We start from the raw sequence: 19746 nt of genomic DNA on the forward strand, positions 1-19746 counted from the left end.
AGACTTCCATCCTCCAGCTTCAGGAATCCCTCTAAAAGGAGTACATCACTCGCACCATTCCACGGAAATTCCCCACATCTTTGATGTTGTTTTCAGCTTTTCCATTGGCGTTTAAGTCGCCCCATTTTGCAGCGGTATATTCCAGTTCAGGTGAAATGCTGAATTTATTTTGTTTGAAATCTACTCTCGCAGAAGCTCTCCAAACATTATCTAAAATTCTCGTTCCGGAAACGCCTCTCATGTACAGATTTTTGAAACCAGAATCCACGCCTTCATTTTTCGTATATCCAAAGAAAACTCCAGGAGCGATTTTCGGATTAGCACTTGCCAAATCAACCCAGAAAGCCGAAGTTTTGGATGGTTTGTAGGATTCCTGACCGTTTGGTTCTGTATATCCTGCAAAACCTCCAAGCATTACCAAATGATGAAGATTCCCGCCAGAAATCCCATAAAGTTTGGCAATGATTTTTTCGTTGGAATATTTAAAGTAAGCCAGGAAATTGGCAGAATTTACTTTTTCGTCTGAAGCCAAATTGTTGGATTCGATTACAGGTTTCAATGATTGATATTCAGCAGCAATTCCTGCTACGATATTTTTATTTTTGTACTGAAATTGACCGTGGAAAGTAGGCATTGCAGAATTGAAAGTCGCACTGTTTGCCGAAGCACCTGTCGCGTTTGCAGTTTGAAACTCCCTGTCTTTATAAGCAACTGCGATAAAAGAAAGTTCGTTCGCTAATTTTTGTGAAACCCTGATTTGTCCTGCCCAACCAAAAGGATTGAACAAAATTCCCGTGTTGAAATTGGCAACTCCAGGAAAAACCTCAGGTATAAAAGACGGATACCAAGTTTGTCCGAAAGTAACTGCCGTTTTTCCCCAATCCAAAGTTGCAGTTGCGTGACGAAGTCTTAAAAGTCCTGTACTTCCGCTTCCTGCCGAACTTTTGTTCAGTTCCGTATTTCCGAAAAAATCGGCTTCAATTTTTCCAGAAGCTTTTGCGCCCCAAACATCGGGACCTTTGAAATTGATTCCAACACGCGAAGTTATTGCCAAAAAGTTGCTTGCAGAAGCAGCGTTGATGTCTTTTCCATTGGCATCTAATTTTTCATCAAGCGGATACAGGTTTAAATTGTATTCTCTAGAATATGCTGATTGTCTGCTATCAAAGTTATATTCAGTTCGAACCCAGCCGTAAATTGATGCGTCCCATTCTTTTGTCTTTTTCTGTTCGGCTTCCAGTTTTTCAATTCTTTTCAGAAGATCTGCATTAGAAATAGAATCCTGCTGCGCAAAACTTAGGTTGAAAAGAAAAAGTGAAGAACTGATTCCTAATAAAATTCCAAATTTCTTCATAGTTTGATAATTTTTAGTTCATTTTTTTACCGAAACGAAATTGAAAATAAAAATCTACTTGAAGAAATTTAATATATATTTGTGTTAATAATATAGAAGTTTGAAATATGTAGTCTGAAGACCGAAGAATTTTTGTGAAAAAAACAGGATTTTACTTTAAATCGAAGATGTTCATACCTAAATCAAACCTTTAATTCAATCGCTCAATCTGTAGCTTCCATCTTCCATCTTCGGACTTCCGACTCCCAACTACTTCTTAAACCTTTCCCATTTAATCATCATGTATTTATCGCCAAATTCAGTGATGATCAAACCTGAACCTTTAATGTTTTCCTCATTCTGCATGAATTCAATCAGCTCGTTTTGTTTAAAAACTTTGTAGGTAGTGTGAAATTCTGAATGCGGTGGTCTTTTGATGTTATACTTCTTTATCCATGAAGAAATGGTGACGTGGGAAACCCCGATGATCCGTTCTATTTCGCGAAAACTTAAACCTTCCAAATAGAGTTGAAGCGCTTTCGTGACAAAGTAGTCATCAATTTGCTTTCCTAATTTTTTCACCGTAAAATAATAATTGCAATCTTTACAAAGAAACCTTTGCCTTTCGTTGATGATCCCACTTTTTACAATGTTTTTCTGTTGACATTTTGGACAAGAATTAGGCATAACTATACTTTTTTAGCAAAGATATATTAATTTAGCACAAATTTACTGTTAGAAATTAAAATTGTTCAAAATATTTTGAAATTAAACTTATTTTTCTACCTTTGCAATCAATGAAAATCAATCCTATTTTCTTTGATACTTTTGGAAGCGGATACGCCGACAATTATGATATTTATTATGAAACGAAGTCTTTTGGGCTTCGTTTTTTTTTGTAATTTTAGGAGATTAAATTCATCAGTTATGATCAAATTATCCCGCATCAGCAAAGAAGAAATCGAGAAAATCCTCGACATGGCGCTCGATTTCGCTAATGGTAAAGTTTGTAAGGCAAAATCAGATATTTTTGTTTCCAACCTTTTTTTTGAAGACAGCACAAGAACGAGAGTTAGTTTTGAAGTTGCCGAAAGGAAGCTTGGACTTCACGTCATCCCGTTTGATGCACAAACAAGTTCGGTTAATAAAGGTGAAACATTATATGATACGATTAAGACAATAGAATCTATTGGAATTGATTTAGCTGTAATCCGCCACAAAAAAGACCGGTATTATGACGAACTGATCGATGCGGATTTAGCACTAATCAACGCAGGAGACGGAATCGGACATCATCCAAGTCAGAGTTTGCTTGATTTGATGACCATTAAGCAAGAGTTTGGAAAATTTGAGGGACTTACTGTCGGAATTATCGGCGACGTAAAACACAGTCGTGTTGCGAATTCTGATGCAGATGCTTTGAGAAGATTAGGCGCAAAAGTTTTCTTTTCAGGGCCTGAAGATTGGTTCGGACAGGGTGAAATGATGAACGGGACTTTCAGAAACTTTGACGATTTGATTCCTGAAGTAGATGTTTTAATGCTTTTGAGAATTCAGCATGAAAGACATCGTAATGAAATGCAAATTAGTGATTATCTAAACAAATACGGTTTAACGAAAGAACGTGAGCAACGAATGAAAAACGGCTCGATCATCATGCATCCCGCTCCAATAAACAGAGGAGTGGAAATTGACAGCGATTTGGTAGAATGCGGCCGCTCAAGAATTTTCAAACAAATGGAAAACGGAGTTTATGCGAGAATGGCGATTTTGAAGGATGCGCTTGAGAAAAAAGGCTTCGAGTTCGAGGAAAGGTAAATTATTAAAATTTGGGCGTTTTGCCCATTTTTTTTGAGTAAAAATAAATCTACGGAGCTCGGTCATCCGACTTCCGACTTTAAAAAAATGAAAAAGAAGTTAATATTAGAAACAGGCGAAGTTTTTCACGGTGAAGGTTTCGGAGCGAATTGGGAAACAGTAGGCGAAGTGGTTTTCAACACGGGAATGACGGGTTATCAAGAGCTGATTTCAGACCCATCATATTGCGGACAGATTGTTTGCATGACTTATCCGCTGATTGGAAATTACGGAGTCAACCGTGATGATTTTGAAAGCATTGAACCTGCAATAAAAGGTTTGATTGTGAGAGAGTTGTGTGATTTTCCATCTAACTTTAGAAGTCAGATGACGATTGATGAACTTTTTAAAAAGAAAAATCTTTCAGGAATTCAGGGAATTGATACCCGAAAACTCACGAGAATTCTCAGAAACAGAGGAGTTGTAAAGGGCAAAATCGTAGATGAAAATTCAAATGATGAGGAAGTTATCCGTCAAATAAAAACTTTTGAAATTCACACCAATCAGGTAGAGTCGGTTTCCACAAAAACGGCGTATGCTGCTCCGGGAAGAGGTTTCAAGGTAGTCTTGGTCGATTTTGGTTCCAAATTGGGAATTATTCGCGAACTTTCTCAAAGGGATTGTGACATTACCGTTGTCTCTCAAGACGTAACCGCCGACGAAATTCTGATGATGAATCCAGATGGTGTGATGCTTTCCAACGGTCCCGGAAATCCAGAAGACGTAAAAGGAGCACAGGAAATGATTAATGGAATTCTTGGAAAAGTTCCCATTTTTGGGATTTGTCTTGGTCATCAGTTGATTGGTTTAGCGTGTGGCGCAAAAACTTTTAAATTGAAGTTCGGTCATCGTGGTGGAAATCATCCGGTTTTAGACATCGCGAAAAATCGAGTGGAAATTACCGCGCAAAATCATGGTTATGCCATCGATTCCGAAAGTTTGAAAAACACAGATTTGGAAGAAACCCATATCGCTTTAAACGATAAAACAAACGAAGGTTTTAAGCATAAAATTCATCCTTGTTTCTCGGTTCAGTACCATCCGGAAGCAAGTCCGGGACCGGAAGACGCGAATTATTTGTTTGATGAGTTTATTGAATTGATGGAAGAATTTAAACGAAAATAGAAATTCAGAAATAAAAAGAGATGACTGAAATTTGGCATCCAATATCTAATATCAAGTATAGAGATTGCTTTGCAAACTCAAAATGAAATAAAATGAAAAGAACAGACATAAAAACAATCCTCGTCATCGGATCGGGTCCCATCATTATCGGACAAGCTGCGGAATTCGATTATGCAGGAACTCAGGCGTGTTTGGCGCTTAAAGAAGAAGGTTACAAAGTAATTCTCATCAACTCGAATCCTGCCACAATCATGACCGATGTGGAAATTGCCGACAAAGTTTATATAGAACCGATTTCCCTTCCGTTTGTGAGCCACATTATCCGAAAAGAGCGTCCCGATGCACTTTTGCCGACTCTTGGTGGACAAACCGGCTTGAACATGGCGGTAGAATTGGAGAAATCAGGAATTTTGGCAGAATGCAAAGTCGAGGTTTTGGGAACTAAACTTTCGGCCATCAACAAAGCCGAAGACAGAGACCTTTTCCGTGAATTGATGAGGGAATTAAACGAACCCGTTCCAGAAAGTGATATCGTTCACACCGTGGAAGAAGCGATTAATTTTGCCAATAAAATCGGTTATCCAGTCATCGTTCGTCCCGCTTTTACAATGGGCGGAACAGGCGGTGGAATTGCAGATAACGAAACCCAACTTCAAGAAATAACAGATTTGGGATTAAAATATTCTCCTGTTACACAGTGTTTGATTGAGAAATCCATCGCAGGTTTCAAGGAAATTGAATACGAAGTGATGCGCGACAAAAATGATAATGCGATTGTCGTGTGTAATATGGAAAACATCGATCCAGTTGGAGTTCACACCGGAGATTCAATTGTAGTTGCACCTTCGCAAACGCTTTCCGACCGAGAATATCAATTGTTGAGAAATGCTTCCTTAAAAATTATTCGTGTACTTGGAATTGAAGGCGGTTGCAACGTTCAGTTGGCTTTAGATCCGCACTCTTTTGATTATTATATCATCGAAGTAAATCCAAGAGTTTCGCGTTCATCGGCTTTGGCGAGTAAAGCGACCGGTTATCCGATTGCGAAAATTGCAGCAAAAATTGCGGTGGGTTTGACTTTGGATGAAATCATGAATCCCGTTACAGGAAAGACTTACGCATGTTTCGAGCCGGCTTTGGATTATGTGGTGACGAAATTCCCGAGATTTCCTTTCGATAAATTTGAAACCGCCGACAGACGACTTTCCACCCAAATGAAAGCAACGGGTGAAGTGATGGCAATCGGCAGAAATTTTGAGGAATCTTTACAAAAAGCCATCCGTTCTTTGGAAACCGGATTGAGACATATTGGTTTAAAATCTAAACAGGCAGAAGCGTTAACCGACGAGGAAATTGAACGCAGAATTCGAGTTTGTGATGACGAAAGATTATTCATTATCGGAGACGCTTTACGACGAGGTTACGATTGGGAAAAAATAGTGGAGTGGAGCAAAATTGATAAATTCTTTATTTGGAAAATCAAGAAATTGATTGATTTCGAGAAGGTGATCGCAGAAAAGAAATTCGATGTAGAAATTTTGATGAAAGCCAAAAAACTCGGATTCTCAGATTTAAGTATTGCCATTTTATGGAATTCAACCCAAAGGGAAATCTTCGAGTTCCGTAAAAACAGCGGAATCATGCCGGTTTACAAAATGGTCGATACTTGCGCCGCCGAATTTGAAAGCGAAACCCCTTATTTCTACGGAACTTACGAAGAGGAAAATGAAAGCATCGTTTCCGACAAAGAAAAAATCATCGTTCTTGGTTCGGGTCCGATTCGTATCGGACAAGGTGTGGAGTTCGATTATGCCACGGTTCACTCAGTTTGGGCGATTAAACAAATGGGTTACGAAGCGATTATCATCAACAATAATCCTGAAACGGTTTCCACCGATTTTTCGATTTCCGATAAATTATATTTCGAACCTTTGACGGAAGAAGATGTAATGAACATTATCGAATTGGAAAAGCCAAAAGGCGTCGTGGTACAGTTTGGCGGACAAACCGCAATAAATTTAGCGGATAAATTGGCAAGTCATGGCATACAGATTTTAGGAACTTCTCTGGAAGATTTGGACCGAGCTGAAAACCGAAATAAATTTGAAGCGGCACTTCAGGAATTGGGAATTCCACAACCTTTGGGAAAAACTTGTTTCACGAAAGAAGAAGCGTTGAAAATCGCGCAGGAAATAGGTTTCCCTGTTTTGGTTCGTCCGAGTTATGTTTTGGGAGGTAGAGCGATGGAGATTGTTTACGACGAAAAAGAACTCAATCATTACATGGAAAATGCGGTGAAAGAAAGTTCGGAACACCCGATTTTGATCGACCGATATTTAACCGGAAAAGAAGTGGAAGTGGATGCGATTTCCGACGGAGAAACCGTGATTATTCCTGGAATTATGGAACATATCGAAAGAGCGGGAGTTCACTCCGGAGATTCCATCGCGGTTTATCCACCACAAAATATTACGCCGAAACAGATTGAAACTTTGGTGGATTATACGCAAAGATTAGCAAAAGGTCTGAACATCATCGGTTTAATGAATATTCAATACGTTCTTTATGAAGGCGATGTTTACGTGATAGAAGTGAATCCGCGTTCTTCCAGAACGGTTCCTTTCCTTTCAAAAATTACCGATGTTCCGATGGCGAATTTGGCAACGAAAGCGATTCTCGGACAAAAATTGAAAGATTTAGGATATCAAAACGGATTGGTTCCTGAAAAAGAGGGAATTTACGTGAAAGTTCCGGTTTTCTCTTTCTCCAAATTAACGAGAGTGGATGTTTCACTCGGTCCTGAAATGAAATCGACGGGCGAAGTAATGGGGAAAGATTCAACATTGGAAAAAGCACTTTATAAAGGAATGATTGGAGCAGGAAGAAAAGTTCCGCTTCATGGCGCAATTCTTTTTACAGTCGCCGATAAACACAAAGAAGAAGCATGTGAATTGGCGCGAAGATTTCAGGAAATCGGTTTCCGAATCTGGGCGACAGAAGGAACTGCAAAATATTTTGAGGAACACGGCGTAAAAACCAAAATCGGATACAAAATCGAGGAAAATCCTGAAATCAACCTGATCGATTTAATTCAGAAAGGAAAAGTTCAATACATTGTCAACACCATGACCAAAGGAAAACAATCCGAAAGAGACGGTTTCCAAATTCGTAGAACTTCCGTTGAAAACGGTGTTCCATGTTTGACATCGATGGACACGGTGGAAGCGATTTTGAAAGTAATCGAAAGTATGAGTTTTAAAATGGAGCAGATGTAATGTAGTGACGGATCGAGATCTGTCCGAAATCAAAATTTATAAATGATAGAATCCGTCTCACAACTGAGGCGGATTTTTTTTGGTTATTATTTAGGATTTTTGTATATTTATCATTGATAATCAGATAGTTGTTTATGAATTTCAAGCATTATAACCAAAATCAGCTGGTGCTGTTTCCTTATAGTTTTGAGGAATTGATTCCCGAAAATCACCCTGTTCGGATTGTCAATGATATTTTGGAGAGAATTAATATAGATCCGCTTCTAAAAGCCTACAGCAGAGAAGGAAATCCCAGTTATCATCCCGGGATGATGCTCAAAGTGATGGTTTTTGCGTACATGAATAATATTTATTCCTCCCGGAAGATAGAAAAAGCGCTTCGGGAAAATATCAATTTTATGTGGCTTTCCAACATGAGCATTGTGGATCACAATACCGTGAACCGCTTCCGGAGCAATAAGCTGGAAGCGGCTTTCAAGGATATTTTCTCGCAAGTAGTTTTGCTTTTGGCAGATGAAGGCTTGGTGAGTTTGAAACAGGTTTTTGTGGATGGAACGAAAATCGAAGCACAGGCAAACCGCTACACTTTTGTTTGGGCAAATGCCATTAAAACCAATAAAGAAAAAATGCTCCGCCAATTGGAAGATCTTTGGAAATACGCTCAAAACGTGGCAAGAGAGGAAGACAAAGACCCTGAACCGCCTGAGTTTAAAGAAATCAGCAAAGAAAAGATCCAGCAAACCGTAGAAAATATCAATGCCAAATTGAAAGGCAGCGACCGCAAGACCGATTCCGACAAAAAAGCTAAAGCCAAGCTGAATTACATTAAAAATAATTTTGAGAAAAACCTCGATAAATACGAAGCTCAGGAAGCGATTTTAAAAGAAAGAAACTCTTACAGCAAGACGGATGAAGACGCCACTTTTATGAGAATGAAGGATGATCACATGCAGAACGGACAACTTAAACCCGCCTACAATGCACAAATTTCTACGGAGAATCAAATCATCGTCAATTATACCATTCATCAGCAGACCAATGACTTCAATACCCTAGAGCATCATCTTAAAAATTTTGAGAAACTCTATGGGGAAAAAAGATTGGCGGAATTAGAAGAACTCACTGCCGATGCAGGTTATGGGAGCGAGCAGAACTATGAATTGCTGGAACAGAACAATATTACACCTTATGTAAAATACAACACCTTCGACAAAGAGCAGGATGCCCATTATCAGGCGAAACACAAAACATTCAGCAAAGAAAATCTGCACTACAATCAGGAAAAAGATTATTACGTCTGTGCGATGGGTCAAAAGATGGAAAAAACACACGAAAGCACTCGGAAAACCAAGACCGGTTACCCTCAAAAACTCTCGCATTATCAGGCTAAAAACTGTGATGGATGCCCAATCAGAGGCGTTTGTCACAGTTCCAAAGAAAATCGCAGTGTAGAGCGAAACCATCATCTGGAACAGTACAAAGAGAAAATCAGGGAACTATTAAACAGCCAAGAAGGCATTAAAAAACGCAGACAACGCTCGGTTGAAGTAGAACCTGTGTTTGCACATCTGAAACATTGCAACAATTTTAAGCGGTTTACCCTGAAAGGTCTGAAAAAAGTAGAATTGGAGTTCGGATTGCACGCATTAGCACACAATTTAAGAAAGAAAGTTGCCTAAAGAAGACAACTTTTTCTTTTTCCAAAACATTGAAGATTGGAACTGCAATAAAAAATCCGCCTCAATTTTTATTGTGAGACAGATTCTTTTTAGTTCCAACTTTAATTATTTCTTTAATTTAAATCAACTAAATTTCTGAAAATTAGGTTTTACGGTTTTTATTTCGTACATTATCAAAGTTTTGAAACTTCATGCAATCCGATGTTGAAATCCAAGATTAAAATAGTTTCAAAACCGACTTTAATATTTAACATTTTAAAAACAATTTGCGAATGGAACCGATGAATTTTAGGAAATTGAACATCATTAATCCGTTAATCCGTGCAGCAACGGAGGCCGGATTTGGAAGTCCGACGGAGATTCAAAGCCGAATCATCCCGAAAATTATTTTGAAGAAAGATATTTTTGGCTGCATTGAAAATGAGGGTGAAAAAACGGCTTCTTTCGTCATTCCCATTATTCAGCAACTCAAGAAAAATACGGTGGAATATCGAAATATTCGCGTCTTAATTATCACGGCAAACACTGAAAGTGCGGAGAATATTGATGAATCTTTTAATACTTTCAGTAAATATTTACCAATTTCCAAGCTCTCGATTTTGGATGATGAACCTCATGGTTCGCAAATTTATAAGATGCGAAAAGGGAAGGATATTTTGATTGCGACACCGGAACGACTTTTGGAACTTGTTCAGCAAGGACACGCCGATTTTTCGAAACTGGAAACGGTGATTATAAAAGACATCAGCAAACTTGAAAATGTGCATGTTTTGGAGCAGACTTCAAAAATTATGGAAAGACTTCCGCTAAAAGTTCAAAAATTGCTTTTCACTAAAAATCTTTCCAGGAAGGTGAAAGATTTCGCAGGTCGATTCTTGTGTAATGCAACGGAAGTTAGAATTCCAGAAGAGTTTTCCATTCGGAACAAATCAAAAATTTCAATACTTTCAAATAATTTGGATGTTCATTTCGATAATATCATTAATCCTAAAGAAGGTCGTTCATTTGCCTATTAAAATATCGGAAATCAATTTCCGATGAGGTAATAAATGTGCAATCATTGAAATAAAATCAATTAATTACAAACAATAAAAACATCAGACAACAGTACATTATGGCAGAAAGTTATTCAAAAAAAGAATTCAACAAAAAGAAACTGGAAAAACAAAAAGAAAAAGAAAAACGACGCGAAGAGCGAAAACTCAACAATGATAAAGGAAAGGATTTGACCGAAATGTTCCTGTATGTTGATGAAAACGGACGGTTAACAGAAACAAAACCTACAGAAAATAGAACTTCCGAAGTTGAGCTTGCCGACATTCAGTTGGGCGCCGCTCCAATCGAGGCAGAAAAAACTCAAAAAACAGGGATTATCACTTTTTTAAATGAGGAAAAGGAGTTTGGTTTCATCACTTCTTCTAATGGTGGTGAGAATTTATTTTTTCACTTAAGTAATTGTGCACATCCCGTTAAAAAAGGAAATAAGGTAACTTTTGAGGTCATAAAATCTCCAAAAGGATTTGCCGCTGTTGAAATTCAATTGGTGAAATAACCGAATCCACAGAAGACAAAAGAGAACGCCTCATCTGAAGCGTTCTTTTTTCATTCCTAAAAAGCAGGTTAATTTCTGTTTTTAATCACCACGTAGCCTGAAAAATTTCAAAGTCGGTCCAGTGGAGATTCCACTTTTCGAAGATGCTTGTCAACAATTTTGGTGTAATTGAGCGTGGTGCTGATTTGGTTGTGGCCCAAAAGTTTTTGGATGAGCGAAATATCGGTCCCATACTCCAAAAGATGCGTCGCATAACTGTGGCGCAGCGAATGAATCCCGACTGTTTTATGGATCCCTGCTTTTTTCATGGCGTTTTTAAAAACGTTCTGGGCACTTCTGACAGAGTATTTTCCACCATCCTGACCTTCAAAAAGGAATTCTTTGGGACGGAACTCGCGGTAATAATCCCGAAGTTGCGGCAAGATACTTTCGGGAAGATTTACGTAGCGGTCTTTTTTGCCTTTGGCTTTCGAGATCAGGACACGCATGGATTTGCTGTCGATATCTTCAATTTTCAAGTTCACGATTTCACTCACCCGAAGTCCCATTCCATAGCAGAGTTTGATGATGGTTTGGTGTTTGGCGTTTTCGGTAACCGAGATAATTTTTGCGATTTCGGAGGGGTTCAAAGATTTTGGCAAGATTTCCGGTTTTTTCGGGCGAGGTATTTCGAGGAAGATTTTTTCGCGTCGCAGCACTTTTTCGAAGTAGAATTTTAGGGCGTTGATTCTGCTGTGCAGATAATTTTCAGAAACCCCCAAATCGGTGACGCAGTAGAGTAGGTAAGCCTTTATTTTTTCCGAAGTTAAATTCTCCACGGGGAAATCTTTGATGGTGGAAAGCAGCTGCGCAAATTCCGTACTGTATGATCGAAGGGTGTTTTGGCTGAGACCGCGCAAGATGATCTCGTTCTGCAATTCGGTTAGCGCGTGCAGATTTATGGGGTGAATCTGCAGTAAAGCTTGTTTTCCCAGGATTTTTTTCTCGAGGTTGAACAGGTCTCGATAATGGATTTTATCCGGAACGTACCAACATAATTGGGACTGAGACCACCTGGGTTTTGTGAAAGATTTCAAGTGTTTCAGGACATCGAAATTTTTTGGAAAATGAATCCAAATAACGTTATTTTCTTTATGGGTACCTATCTCGAAGCGAAAAAGATTAAGGTTTAGGGTTTGCGTATTTTTCATCTCGTTTGTGTTTTTGCACTTGCGTGTTTTGTGTAGATAAAATTACAAATTAAAATGAATACTGATAATCAGGGAATTAAAAATTTTATAAAAATTTTTTTGTAAGGGGTGAATTGCGTATATTTGATTGTTAGCAGAAATTTTATACAACTACACTGTTTCAAAGAGGAATATGCCGATAATCCTAAATAGTAGGCAAAAATATTTTTTTTAGATAATATGAAAAAATTAGAACAATTACGGCAAATTCAAGAGGAAATTGAACTCTATTACAAGAAACTCTCAAAAGAAGAAAATATTTTAGATGAATATTTTAATAACTTGAATTTAAAAAGACATGTTGAACTCTATTATAAAGTATTTTTTAGTAGAATGAGTTATGATGCGGATATTCTTTTTATCGGTATAAATCCTGGTGGTGGTGAAGAATGGTGTTCACCTTTAGAAAAAGAAAAATTTGAATATGTTGAATATGATTATTCCTTAGCATATGAAACAAAAAAGGTTTTTGAATTAGCAAACTATAAAAACTTGTTACAAGTATTAGACGAAAATAATAGAGTTGTCAAAACCAATCTATATTATTTAGTTACAGAAAATAAAAGTCAATTAGAACATTTTATTAATCACATTCTAAATAAAGAACAGAGAGAAGAATTTATTGAAAATCATAAAAACTGGGCTTCAAAAATCATAGATTTATCTAATCCTAAAATTATTATTTATGAAGGTAAATCTGCATTCAACGAATCACCACCATATTTTAATAATGCTATTAGATTAGTTGATTTCGAAAAAGATGGCATTTATTTAGTTAAATTGAAGGATTACAAATCTGCGTTGATAGGTTTTAGCAGATTTCAAAGTAGAATTCTAAACAAAGAAATTTTGGCGGAGGTTTTAGAAAAAGAACTTGATACCATAGAGGAAATAAAAATTTATAAACATTTAACTCATTAATATCAAACTTATGAATGATTTTCAGATGGAGAAATTTAGAAAAAATTGGACAAAACGCTTGGAATCAATATTTTGGGATAGATTTCAAAAGAAGCAAGAAGAATTAACAATGATTTATATGTTCGACTTTTGTTCATTAAACAGTGATGTGAGAAGTGATGAATTTGGTCATTTATTTTTATGTTATAATTATGAAAAGCGGAAAGAATCAGAAAACAATATTATACTAAAAAATATTTTCGTGAAATTATTTGACAAAAATACGAATGATAAATATCTTGGATATTATAAATTGAAAAGTGAAGATGATTTCCGCGAAGTATTGATGGCATTTTTTTTAATTGGAAATGAAATAGAAGATACTGAATTAAAAAATTATCTTTTGCAAAATAATGTCAGAAAACATTATGAACAATTTCAAAAAACTGGATTAGATTCTGATGAACTTTTGGAAAAATATATTAATGATATTATAGCAGAATTTCAAATAGTTGCTTTGAGAACAAAGAATTCTATTTTTGAAAATGAAGTGCTTGCAGAAAATTCAGAAAAATTTTTGAATTTTCCGTTTATTAATCGAAGTTAAAAACAGAATACTCATACAACCGCTTGAAATATAATAGTGTTTTAAGAAACGCAAATTAAGAATGAATCTTTATGTTATTTCCGATATTCATGGTTTATATTATACATTCAAGGAGTTATTGAATAAGATTGGATTTAATAAAACTGATGAGTTAATTATTCTTGGAGACTATATTAATCGTGGAAAAAGAAGTAAAGAAGTAGTCGATTTTATAATGGATTTACAGAGTCAAAACTATTTCATTACTCTGTTGAAGGGAAATCATGAAGATATGATTTTTGATTCTTTAGAATTAGAAGATTGGACAAGCGGAGATCCTGAAACTTTGAAAAGTTTCGGAATAAATCACTTGAAAAATCTTAATAATGATTATAAAAATTGGTTTTCAAAATTGAAACATTTTGAAGAAAAGCAAAATACAATTTTTGTTCATGCAGGTTTAAATTTTCGTTATGACAATCCATTTGAAGATAATAAAAGCATGATGTGGATACAAGATTGGTATCAAACCATTAATTATAATTGGCTTTCTAAAAGAATGATTATACATGGTCATGTCCCAATTGAAAAAGATTGCATAGAAAAAATGTCTGCTGAAATAGATATTTCAAGAGTCCTAAACATTGACAATGGCAGTTTTTTAAAAAATTGCAAAGGTTTTGGAAATTTATGTTCTTTCGAATTAAACTCTAGACGTTTACAGTTTCAGGGAAATATTGATTAAAAAACTTCTGCTAACATTGTATTGGCAAAATGCGGGGCTAAAGTCGGAATTGAAAAATCCTGCAACTTTTGTCGCCGCTATTTTTCCATTCCATATTATTTTTGTAAGTTTATTCCATGGAAAAAATATCGGCTCAGCTTGGTCGAACTTGAACCAAAGGTTCTTCATTCTCCCGCACTTCGCCAATACTTTTTCCGTTATCTGTAACCGATAAACAAATATGCGGTTTAATTAAATATTTCATCAATGCTTACGTTTCTATTAATATCATAACATCCTATATGTTTTATTTTTTTATTATATAAATCAATTTTTAAAATAAAACTATTTCCAGTTATTGATACAACTTCTGCCACTGCTTTATTACCTTTTATTGATGATTTTATTATATTCCATCTTTTTAAAGAATTAATGAATTTTTTTGAATAATTTTTAAATAAATAATTATTTAAAACTTTTACAAAAGAATAATACAATTCTTTGTCTGAATTAGTCTTTTCCATTTATTATTATATTTTATTTTAATATTTAAAATTTCATATTCCAAAAAAGGTATTTTTCTAAAAAAGAAGTATCTATTTCTTCTTTGGTAGGTTTTATTTTTTCGTTAAAATCCCATTCATAATTTTCAGCATAAAACAAATATCCATCATAAAAAGATTTCACTTTAAAATATAAATGGATTGGCATATTACCTCTTGAATTAAATTTAGTTTTAAAATCCTTATTATTTTTTAGTAATTTATGATATAGAAAATCATCACCTTTTTCGTTTATAGGCTGTTTAGTGAAAAAAATACTTTTTAATGATTTTAAAATTTCTAAAGAGAAGCAATCTAATCCTAATTGTTCTGAAAGTTCTTGGACGTAATAATTTATCATAATGTTTGAGTATTTTCGGCTACAGATAACACTGCATTTGCTAGACGTGGTGGAATGTTATCAGTAGCACTATTTGTTATATTTTCAATTTTTGTTTTAGTAGAACTTGCGAGCAGTCAAGCCACGCCTCGCAAGATGCTTTGCCGTTAGCCGCAATGTTAGAAAAACCGTCCACAAAATCAAGAGATTATAAAAATATGTCAATAAAAAATATTCAAAATTCTGAAAATTACAAATGGGGCAAAAATTGTGACGGATGGAAGTTAGTTGATACCAATTCTTTAAGTGTAATACAGGAAAAAATGCCTCCTAAAACCGAGGAAAATTTACATTTTCATGAAAACTGTCAACAATTTTTCTATATTTTGAGCGGAATTGCAGAATTTCAAATTGAAAATGAAATTTTTATAGTTGAGGAAAATAATGGAATTCACATTCCTAAAATGAAAAAGCATAAAATTATGAACAGAACTGAGCATGATTTGGATTTTTTAGTCATTTCAGAACCCAAATCTCATGGAGACAGAATTAACTTATAGATAAATGAAAATAATATATTTTGCAGGTTTTGGAGGAAAAATAAATTCATTTACTTTCTCAAATTTGTCAGAAAAATATCCAAGTGCAAAATTTGTTGTTTATGACAATGAAAATCCAAAAATTGCGTATGAACAAATCCAAAAACAATTGAAAAATATTATTTCTGAACAAAGTTTAATTATTGGACAAAGTTTGGGCGGATTTTGGGCGGAAATTTTTGGAATAAAATACGGTGTGAAAACAATTTTAATAAATCCAAGTATAGAACCAAATATTTCGCTAAAAAAATACGACTTGAGTTCCGAAAATCTAGAGAATTATTTAAAATTCAAGGAAAATAAATCATTAAGTGAAAAATTTTCAATAATTTTATCAAGCAGAGATGAAGTTGTGGACAAAAAACCTGTATTGGAAAAATATAACGGAAAAACTAAATTTATTTATATAGACGAAAATCACCAAATAGAAAATTTGGAACCAATATTTGAAGAAATTAAAAAAATAATGAACTAAAAAAACACTGCGGCTAACATGGGTTTTGCAAGATGCGGGGTTGAAGGAAACCTTAGAAATATTCTAGAAAATACCCGCAAAAAACTTTTCCATTTTTTAGTTTTTTCGTAATTTTAAAAAATGGAAAAAGTTTTTGCTAGCGTTTCGTCCTCCTCTCCACTTCCGGTTGCAGTAGCCCGCACCTCGCAAAGCCCTTTTCCGTTGTGCGCAATATTAGAAGCGCGGTATCAAAAAGAAATTTCGGTCTGAAAAATCAAAATTTTGACTTGAATTTAAACTTCTAAAACTGACTAAAATCTGAAATTCTTTGTGCTGATCTTCAGAAATCCAGAAAAAAACTTTACGAAAAACTTACGGATTTGAGTATCAAAAATTGTGCTTGACTTTTACAAATTTTGCGCTTAACTGCATGAATAAAGTCTGCGTGAATACTTTTCTAAAATTCGTGAATAAAATTCTGAAAATCTTTGCGATTTCGTGCGTGAAAAAAATTGTCGTGCTTGATTTTTAATTCTCTGACCTGAATTTAACGAGTTAAATCCAAGTCGCCGAACTAAAAATACTGCGCACAACATGGGTTTGGCAAAAGCGGGGTTGAGAGTTATCATTTAGAAGATTTCAGCACTTTTAGCCGCAAAAAACCATTTCGTTTTTTTATTTTTTGTAATTTTGAAAAAACGAAAATGGTTTTTGCTCGGTTCGGGTTTAGTTGGAATTTCCGTCTTTCTTACCCCCGCCTTCGCCAAGCCCTTTCCCGTTGTGCGTAATTATACCAAATGCATCGTACCAAAATAGGTCCATATTAATTAAAACAAAGAAGAAATATAAAAACAGGAACGCTGAAAACTGACTAGAGTAAGCAAAACAGAAAAAATAAAATTATGAGCATTAACTTAATGAATGAAATCTTTACAGATGGTGAAAAAATTAACAGTCAATTCACAAAAACTTGGTTTATGGATAGACATATTGAAGCAGTTTTGTATTATACTGACGGAACTCATTACACATATCCGACTGAATATATGGATCATATCCCTAAAAAAGGAGATCCAAAACATTATGAATGGGTTTGGCGAAATAATCAATGGGAACAAACTGTTGGTCAAAATTATTAGTAAAAAAAATAAAATATCAGGATTGATAATATCTAATATTTTATTTCATATTTAACCAATATCAATATATTATAAAGAATTACACAAAGGGGAAATGGAGGACAATTTTGAACCAATCATACTTAAAGATAAATCTAGGCTTCAAGAAATCTATGATTTAAGAGTTTCAGCCTATGAAAACTCACCAAAATCCGAGTTTGTAAACAGGCAAATTTTTCCAAATGGGCTTTCTGATTTTTTAGATAAGAGAGACAAAACCTTGCATTGGATAATTGAAGATAAAAACAAAATTATTGCTTCTGCAAGAATTGCTTTTTGCAACGACTTGGAAGATTTAAAAGTTGATGTACCCGATTCATTAGACAACTACAAAATTCCGAAATCTAGACCTTTCGCCTATTACAGTAGATTAATTGTTCATCACGAATACAGAAAATTTGGCTTTGTTAATCAACTTGACAAAGCAAGGGTAGATTTTTTACAAAATCAGAAAGAATTTTCTTTTGCTTTGGCTTGGGCAACTTCTGACCGACACAAAGCACTTGAAAATTTCAATTTCAAAAACCTTGGTAATTTCAATTATAATTGGGGAGGAAGCAAAAGTCTTATCCAATCAATGTTTTTATTAACCCTAAATAATTAACGAAGATGACTTTTGCATACATCATAGGAATTCTTACAGTTGTAACAAGTTTAGCGGTGAAAATCATTGGCTACCCAACACAAATTATGAAAATTCACAAAAACAAAAATGTGGACAATCTTTCGATAACTCTAGCAATTATAAGTTTTGTAACGTACATCTGTTGGACAATTCACGGAATTATTAAAAATGATGTGGTTGTTATTGCGGGACAATCATTAGGAATTGTTACTAGCGGAATATTACTTTTTCAAATTTTAAAATATCGAAATACTAACCATAAAAATTAACTATTATGAGAAATTTAATTTTATGCCTATTACTCTGTACTGTGACAATACCGATGTTTAGCCAAACAAGTTGCACAGCTTGCGAAAAATTGTTACAAAATGGTTTATATAAAACATTCCATTTTGAAAATTCTTCTAATTTTGAAAATGATTTTAAAACTTATCTAGAAAGTGACCAATTCAAAAAAGATATTGAGAAAAACAAATGGGAGCTTGGTATAGATGTTGTGATTGATGGTTTGCCTTTAAATCTTACTGGCAATTCAGATAACGAACAAGTAAACGAATTTCAAAATAAAATTCGCTCAGGTACTACACTTAAACTTAAAGAAAATTTTTACAACAACTCTTTTAGCTCAATTCCTGATGTTGAATTAGCCTCTATTTACAGCGATTGTGTTGCAAAAAACTGTGGATATGGCTTTAATTTAACAGTTAATCCTTCAGAAAAAGATGCTTATTTTCTTATAAATTATAAGCCTTTATCAGGTAGTTATGATATGCCTAAAGTCATAAAACTAATAATAAAAGGTGCAAAAAACATAAAAGCAAGTTTTAACGAAAATGATTTTTTACAACTTCAAAATTCTGTTTCGGTAGACAGAGAAGAAGGACAAGATATTATTTTTTTATTGACCACTGACAAAGGAACGATACCGTATAGAATCCCAGCAAATCCATCTGGTTTTAATAAAGACTTTCCAGTAGGGACTATTATAACATCATATCTCTCTTGGGATGAATTTCAAAAAGTTACTCAAAACAATCTAAACAACCCCGATGGCGACAAATGGAATAGTAAATTTTCTAAATGGGCTCCTTGTGACGGAAGAGCAATTACTTCAGACGCAGGTATAGCAAGAGCAACAGAGAACTTAACAAATATGCCTGACTTAAGAGGTGTATTTTTACGTGGGCTAAATATTTTCGATGACCGTGAATATAGAAATGGAGTTTCTCCAGTTTCTCAATCGCAAAAAGACCCAGAAAATAGAATTAGAGGAGTTATTCAAGAGGATGCTTTCAAGAAGCATAATCATGGTGGTGGTGCTCATATACATAATATACATGGAGAAACAGGCTCTGCTGGAGGAAAAGGATCAATACACACAGGTGATAATAGATCTTCTACTCAATGGGATGGAAACCCAAATTTTGGAAATTCAGGAGAAATAATTAATTCAGAAGGAGATAAAGAAACAAGGCCCAAAAATATTGCTGTATATTATTACATAAGAATAAATTAAATAGTTATGAAAATAGAATATTGTTGTTTAAAGAGAAATGTTATGGGTTTATGCCATCATAATGTAAAAATAAACGGTAAAAAAAAGCATTTAATTGACATTGGATGCAAATATGACAAGGATGAAGTGATAAAAATTATAGAAAGTAATACTATTGTCTTGGAAGATGGTTGGTTATACGACTGTTATGACGAAAACTATTCTTGAAAAAGAATAACTACGCACAACAAGG

21 protein-coding genes are annotated in these 19746 nt (G+C 34.8%); 16 read left to right on the forward strand and 5 right to left on the reverse strand.

Annotated features, from left to right (window positions below):
- Positions 1-31: 31 nt before the first annotated feature.
- On the reverse strand, positions 32-1354 hold the full coding sequence (locus J4771_RS00780) for a hypothetical protein (RefSeq protein WP_224135588.1): 1323 nt from the start codon (positions 1352-1354) through the stop codon (positions 32-34).
- 249 nt (positions 1355-1603) lie between these two features.
- On the reverse strand, positions 1604-2020 hold the full coding sequence (locus J4771_RS00785; RefSeq protein ID WP_224135589.1) for an IS1/IS1595 family N-terminal zinc-binding domain-containing protein: 417 nt from the start codon (positions 2018-2020) through the stop codon (positions 1604-1606).
- Between the two features lie 240 nt (positions 2021-2260).
- On the opposite strand from J4771_RS00785, the gene J4771_RS00790 reads away from it, so the two are divergent.
- The 6 genes from J4771_RS00790 to J4771_RS00815 all read left to right on the forward strand — a co-directional run bounded on the left by J4771_RS00790 (position 2261) and on the right by J4771_RS00815 (position 10821).
- Positions 2261-3151 (forward strand): aspartate carbamoyltransferase catalytic subunit, encoded by an 891-nt coding sequence (locus tag J4771_RS00790; protein WP_224135590.1) that lies wholly within the window; start codon positions 2261-2263, stop codon positions 3149-3151.
- A gap of 87 nt (positions 3152-3238) precedes the next feature.
- Positions 3239-4315: a glutamine-hydrolyzing carbamoyl-phosphate synthase small subunit gene (carA, locus tag J4771_RS00795; protein WP_224135591.1), complete on the forward strand. Its 1077-nt coding sequence runs from the start codon at positions 3239-3241 to the stop codon at positions 4313-4315.
- Between the two features lie 92 nt (positions 4316-4407).
- Complete coding sequence (carB, locus tag J4771_RS00800; RefSeq protein WP_224135592.1) at positions 4408-7590, forward strand: carbamoyl-phosphate synthase large subunit; 3183 nt, start codon at positions 4408-4410, stop codon at positions 7588-7590.
- A gap of 134 nt (positions 7591-7724) precedes the next feature.
- Positions 7725-9269, forward strand: coding sequence for an IS1182 family transposase (locus J4771_RS00805; RefSeq protein ID WP_224134934.1), 1545 nt, complete (start codon positions 7725-7727; stop codon positions 9267-9269).
- A 272-nt stretch (positions 9270-9541) separates the two neighbouring features.
- Entirely contained in the window at positions 9542-10285 is a 744-nt protein-coding gene (locus J4771_RS00810) for a DEAD/DEAH box helicase (protein WP_224135593.1), read from the forward strand.
- Between the two features lie 98 nt (positions 10286-10383).
- Positions 10384-10821, forward strand: coding sequence for a cold-shock protein (locus tag J4771_RS00815; RefSeq protein WP_224135594.1), 438 nt, complete (start codon positions 10384-10386; stop codon positions 10819-10821).
- A gap of 107 nt (positions 10822-10928) precedes the next feature.
- Here the strand turns inward: J4771_RS00815 and J4771_RS00820 are convergent, their stop codons facing one another.
- Positions 10929-12011 (reverse strand): tyrosine-type recombinase/integrase, encoded by a 1083-nt coding sequence (locus J4771_RS00820; RefSeq protein WP_224135595.1) that lies wholly within the window; start codon positions 12009-12011, stop codon positions 10929-10931.
- Between the two features lie 219 nt (positions 12012-12230).
- On the opposite strand from J4771_RS00820, the gene J4771_RS00825 reads away from it, so the two are divergent.
- From J4771_RS00825 to J4771_RS00835, 3 genes are all read left to right on the forward strand, one after another.
- On the forward strand, positions 12231-12971 hold the full coding sequence (locus J4771_RS00825; protein ID WP_224135596.1) for a hypothetical protein: 741 nt from the start codon (positions 12231-12233) through the stop codon (positions 12969-12971).
- A gap of 10 nt (positions 12972-12981) precedes the next feature.
- On the forward strand, positions 12982-13557 hold the full coding sequence (locus J4771_RS00830) for a hypothetical protein (protein WP_224135597.1): 576 nt from the start codon (positions 12982-12984) through the stop codon (positions 13555-13557).
- Positions 13558-13618: 61 nt separating this feature from the next.
- Entirely contained in the window at positions 13619-14281 is a 663-nt protein-coding gene (locus tag J4771_RS00835) for a metallophosphoesterase (protein ID WP_224135598.1), read from the forward strand.
- Positions 14282-14508: 227 nt separating this feature from the next.
- Here the strand turns inward: J4771_RS00835 and J4771_RS00840 are convergent, their stop codons facing one another.
- Both J4771_RS00840 and J4771_RS00845 read right to left on the reverse strand, forming a co-directional pair.
- Positions 14509-14784 (reverse strand): hypothetical protein, encoded by a 276-nt coding sequence (locus J4771_RS00840; RefSeq protein WP_032130542.1) that lies wholly within the window; start codon positions 14782-14784, stop codon positions 14509-14511.
- Positions 14785-14809: 25 nt separating this feature from the next.
- A complete protein-coding gene (locus J4771_RS00845; protein WP_224135599.1) occupies positions 14810-15163 on the reverse strand; it encodes a hypothetical protein in 354 nt (117 codons plus the stop codon).
- A gap of 197 nt (positions 15164-15360) precedes the next feature.
- Between J4771_RS00845 and J4771_RS00850 the strand changes: the two genes are divergently transcribed.
- The 7 genes from J4771_RS00850 (at position 15361) to J4771_RS00880 (ending at position 19721) form a co-directional block, all read left to right on the forward strand.
- On the forward strand, positions 15361-15702 hold the full coding sequence (locus J4771_RS00850) for a cupin domain-containing protein (RefSeq protein WP_224135600.1): 342 nt from the start codon (positions 15361-15363) through the stop codon (positions 15700-15702).
- A 148-nt stretch (positions 15703-15850) separates the two neighbouring features.
- Positions 15851-16216 (forward strand): YqiA/YcfP family alpha/beta fold hydrolase, encoded by a 366-nt coding sequence (locus J4771_RS00855; RefSeq protein ID WP_262900181.1) that lies wholly within the window; start codon positions 15851-15853, stop codon positions 16214-16216.
- Between the two features lie 956 nt (positions 16217-17172).
- Complete coding sequence (locus tag J4771_RS00860) at positions 17173-17334, forward strand: hypothetical protein (RefSeq protein ID WP_224135602.1); 162 nt, start codon at positions 17173-17175, stop codon at positions 17332-17334.
- Positions 17335-17428: 94 nt separating this feature from the next.
- Positions 17429-17977 (forward strand): GNAT family N-acetyltransferase, encoded by a 549-nt coding sequence (locus J4771_RS00865; RefSeq protein ID WP_224135603.1) that lies wholly within the window; start codon positions 17429-17431, stop codon positions 17975-17977.
- Between the two features lie 5 nt (positions 17978-17982).
- A complete protein-coding gene (locus J4771_RS00870) occupies positions 17983-18267 on the forward strand; it encodes an SWEET family sugar transporter (RefSeq protein ID WP_224135604.1) in 285 nt (94 codons plus the stop codon).
- Between the two features lie 5 nt (positions 18268-18272).
- Entirely contained in the window at positions 18273-19514 is a 1242-nt protein-coding gene (locus tag J4771_RS00875; RefSeq protein ID WP_224135605.1) for a hypothetical protein, read from the forward strand.
- 6 nt (positions 19515-19520) lie between these two features.
- Positions 19521-19721, forward strand: coding sequence for a hypothetical protein (locus J4771_RS00880; RefSeq protein WP_224135606.1), 201 nt, complete (start codon positions 19521-19523; stop codon positions 19719-19721).
- The last annotated feature ends 25 nt before the right edge of the window (positions 19722-19746 follow it).

The sequence above is a fragment of the Candidatus Kaistella beijingensis genome (assembly GCF_020084865.1).
GTDB lineage: Bacteria > Bacteroidota > Bacteroidia > Flavobacteriales > Weeksellaceae > Kaistella > Kaistella beijingensis.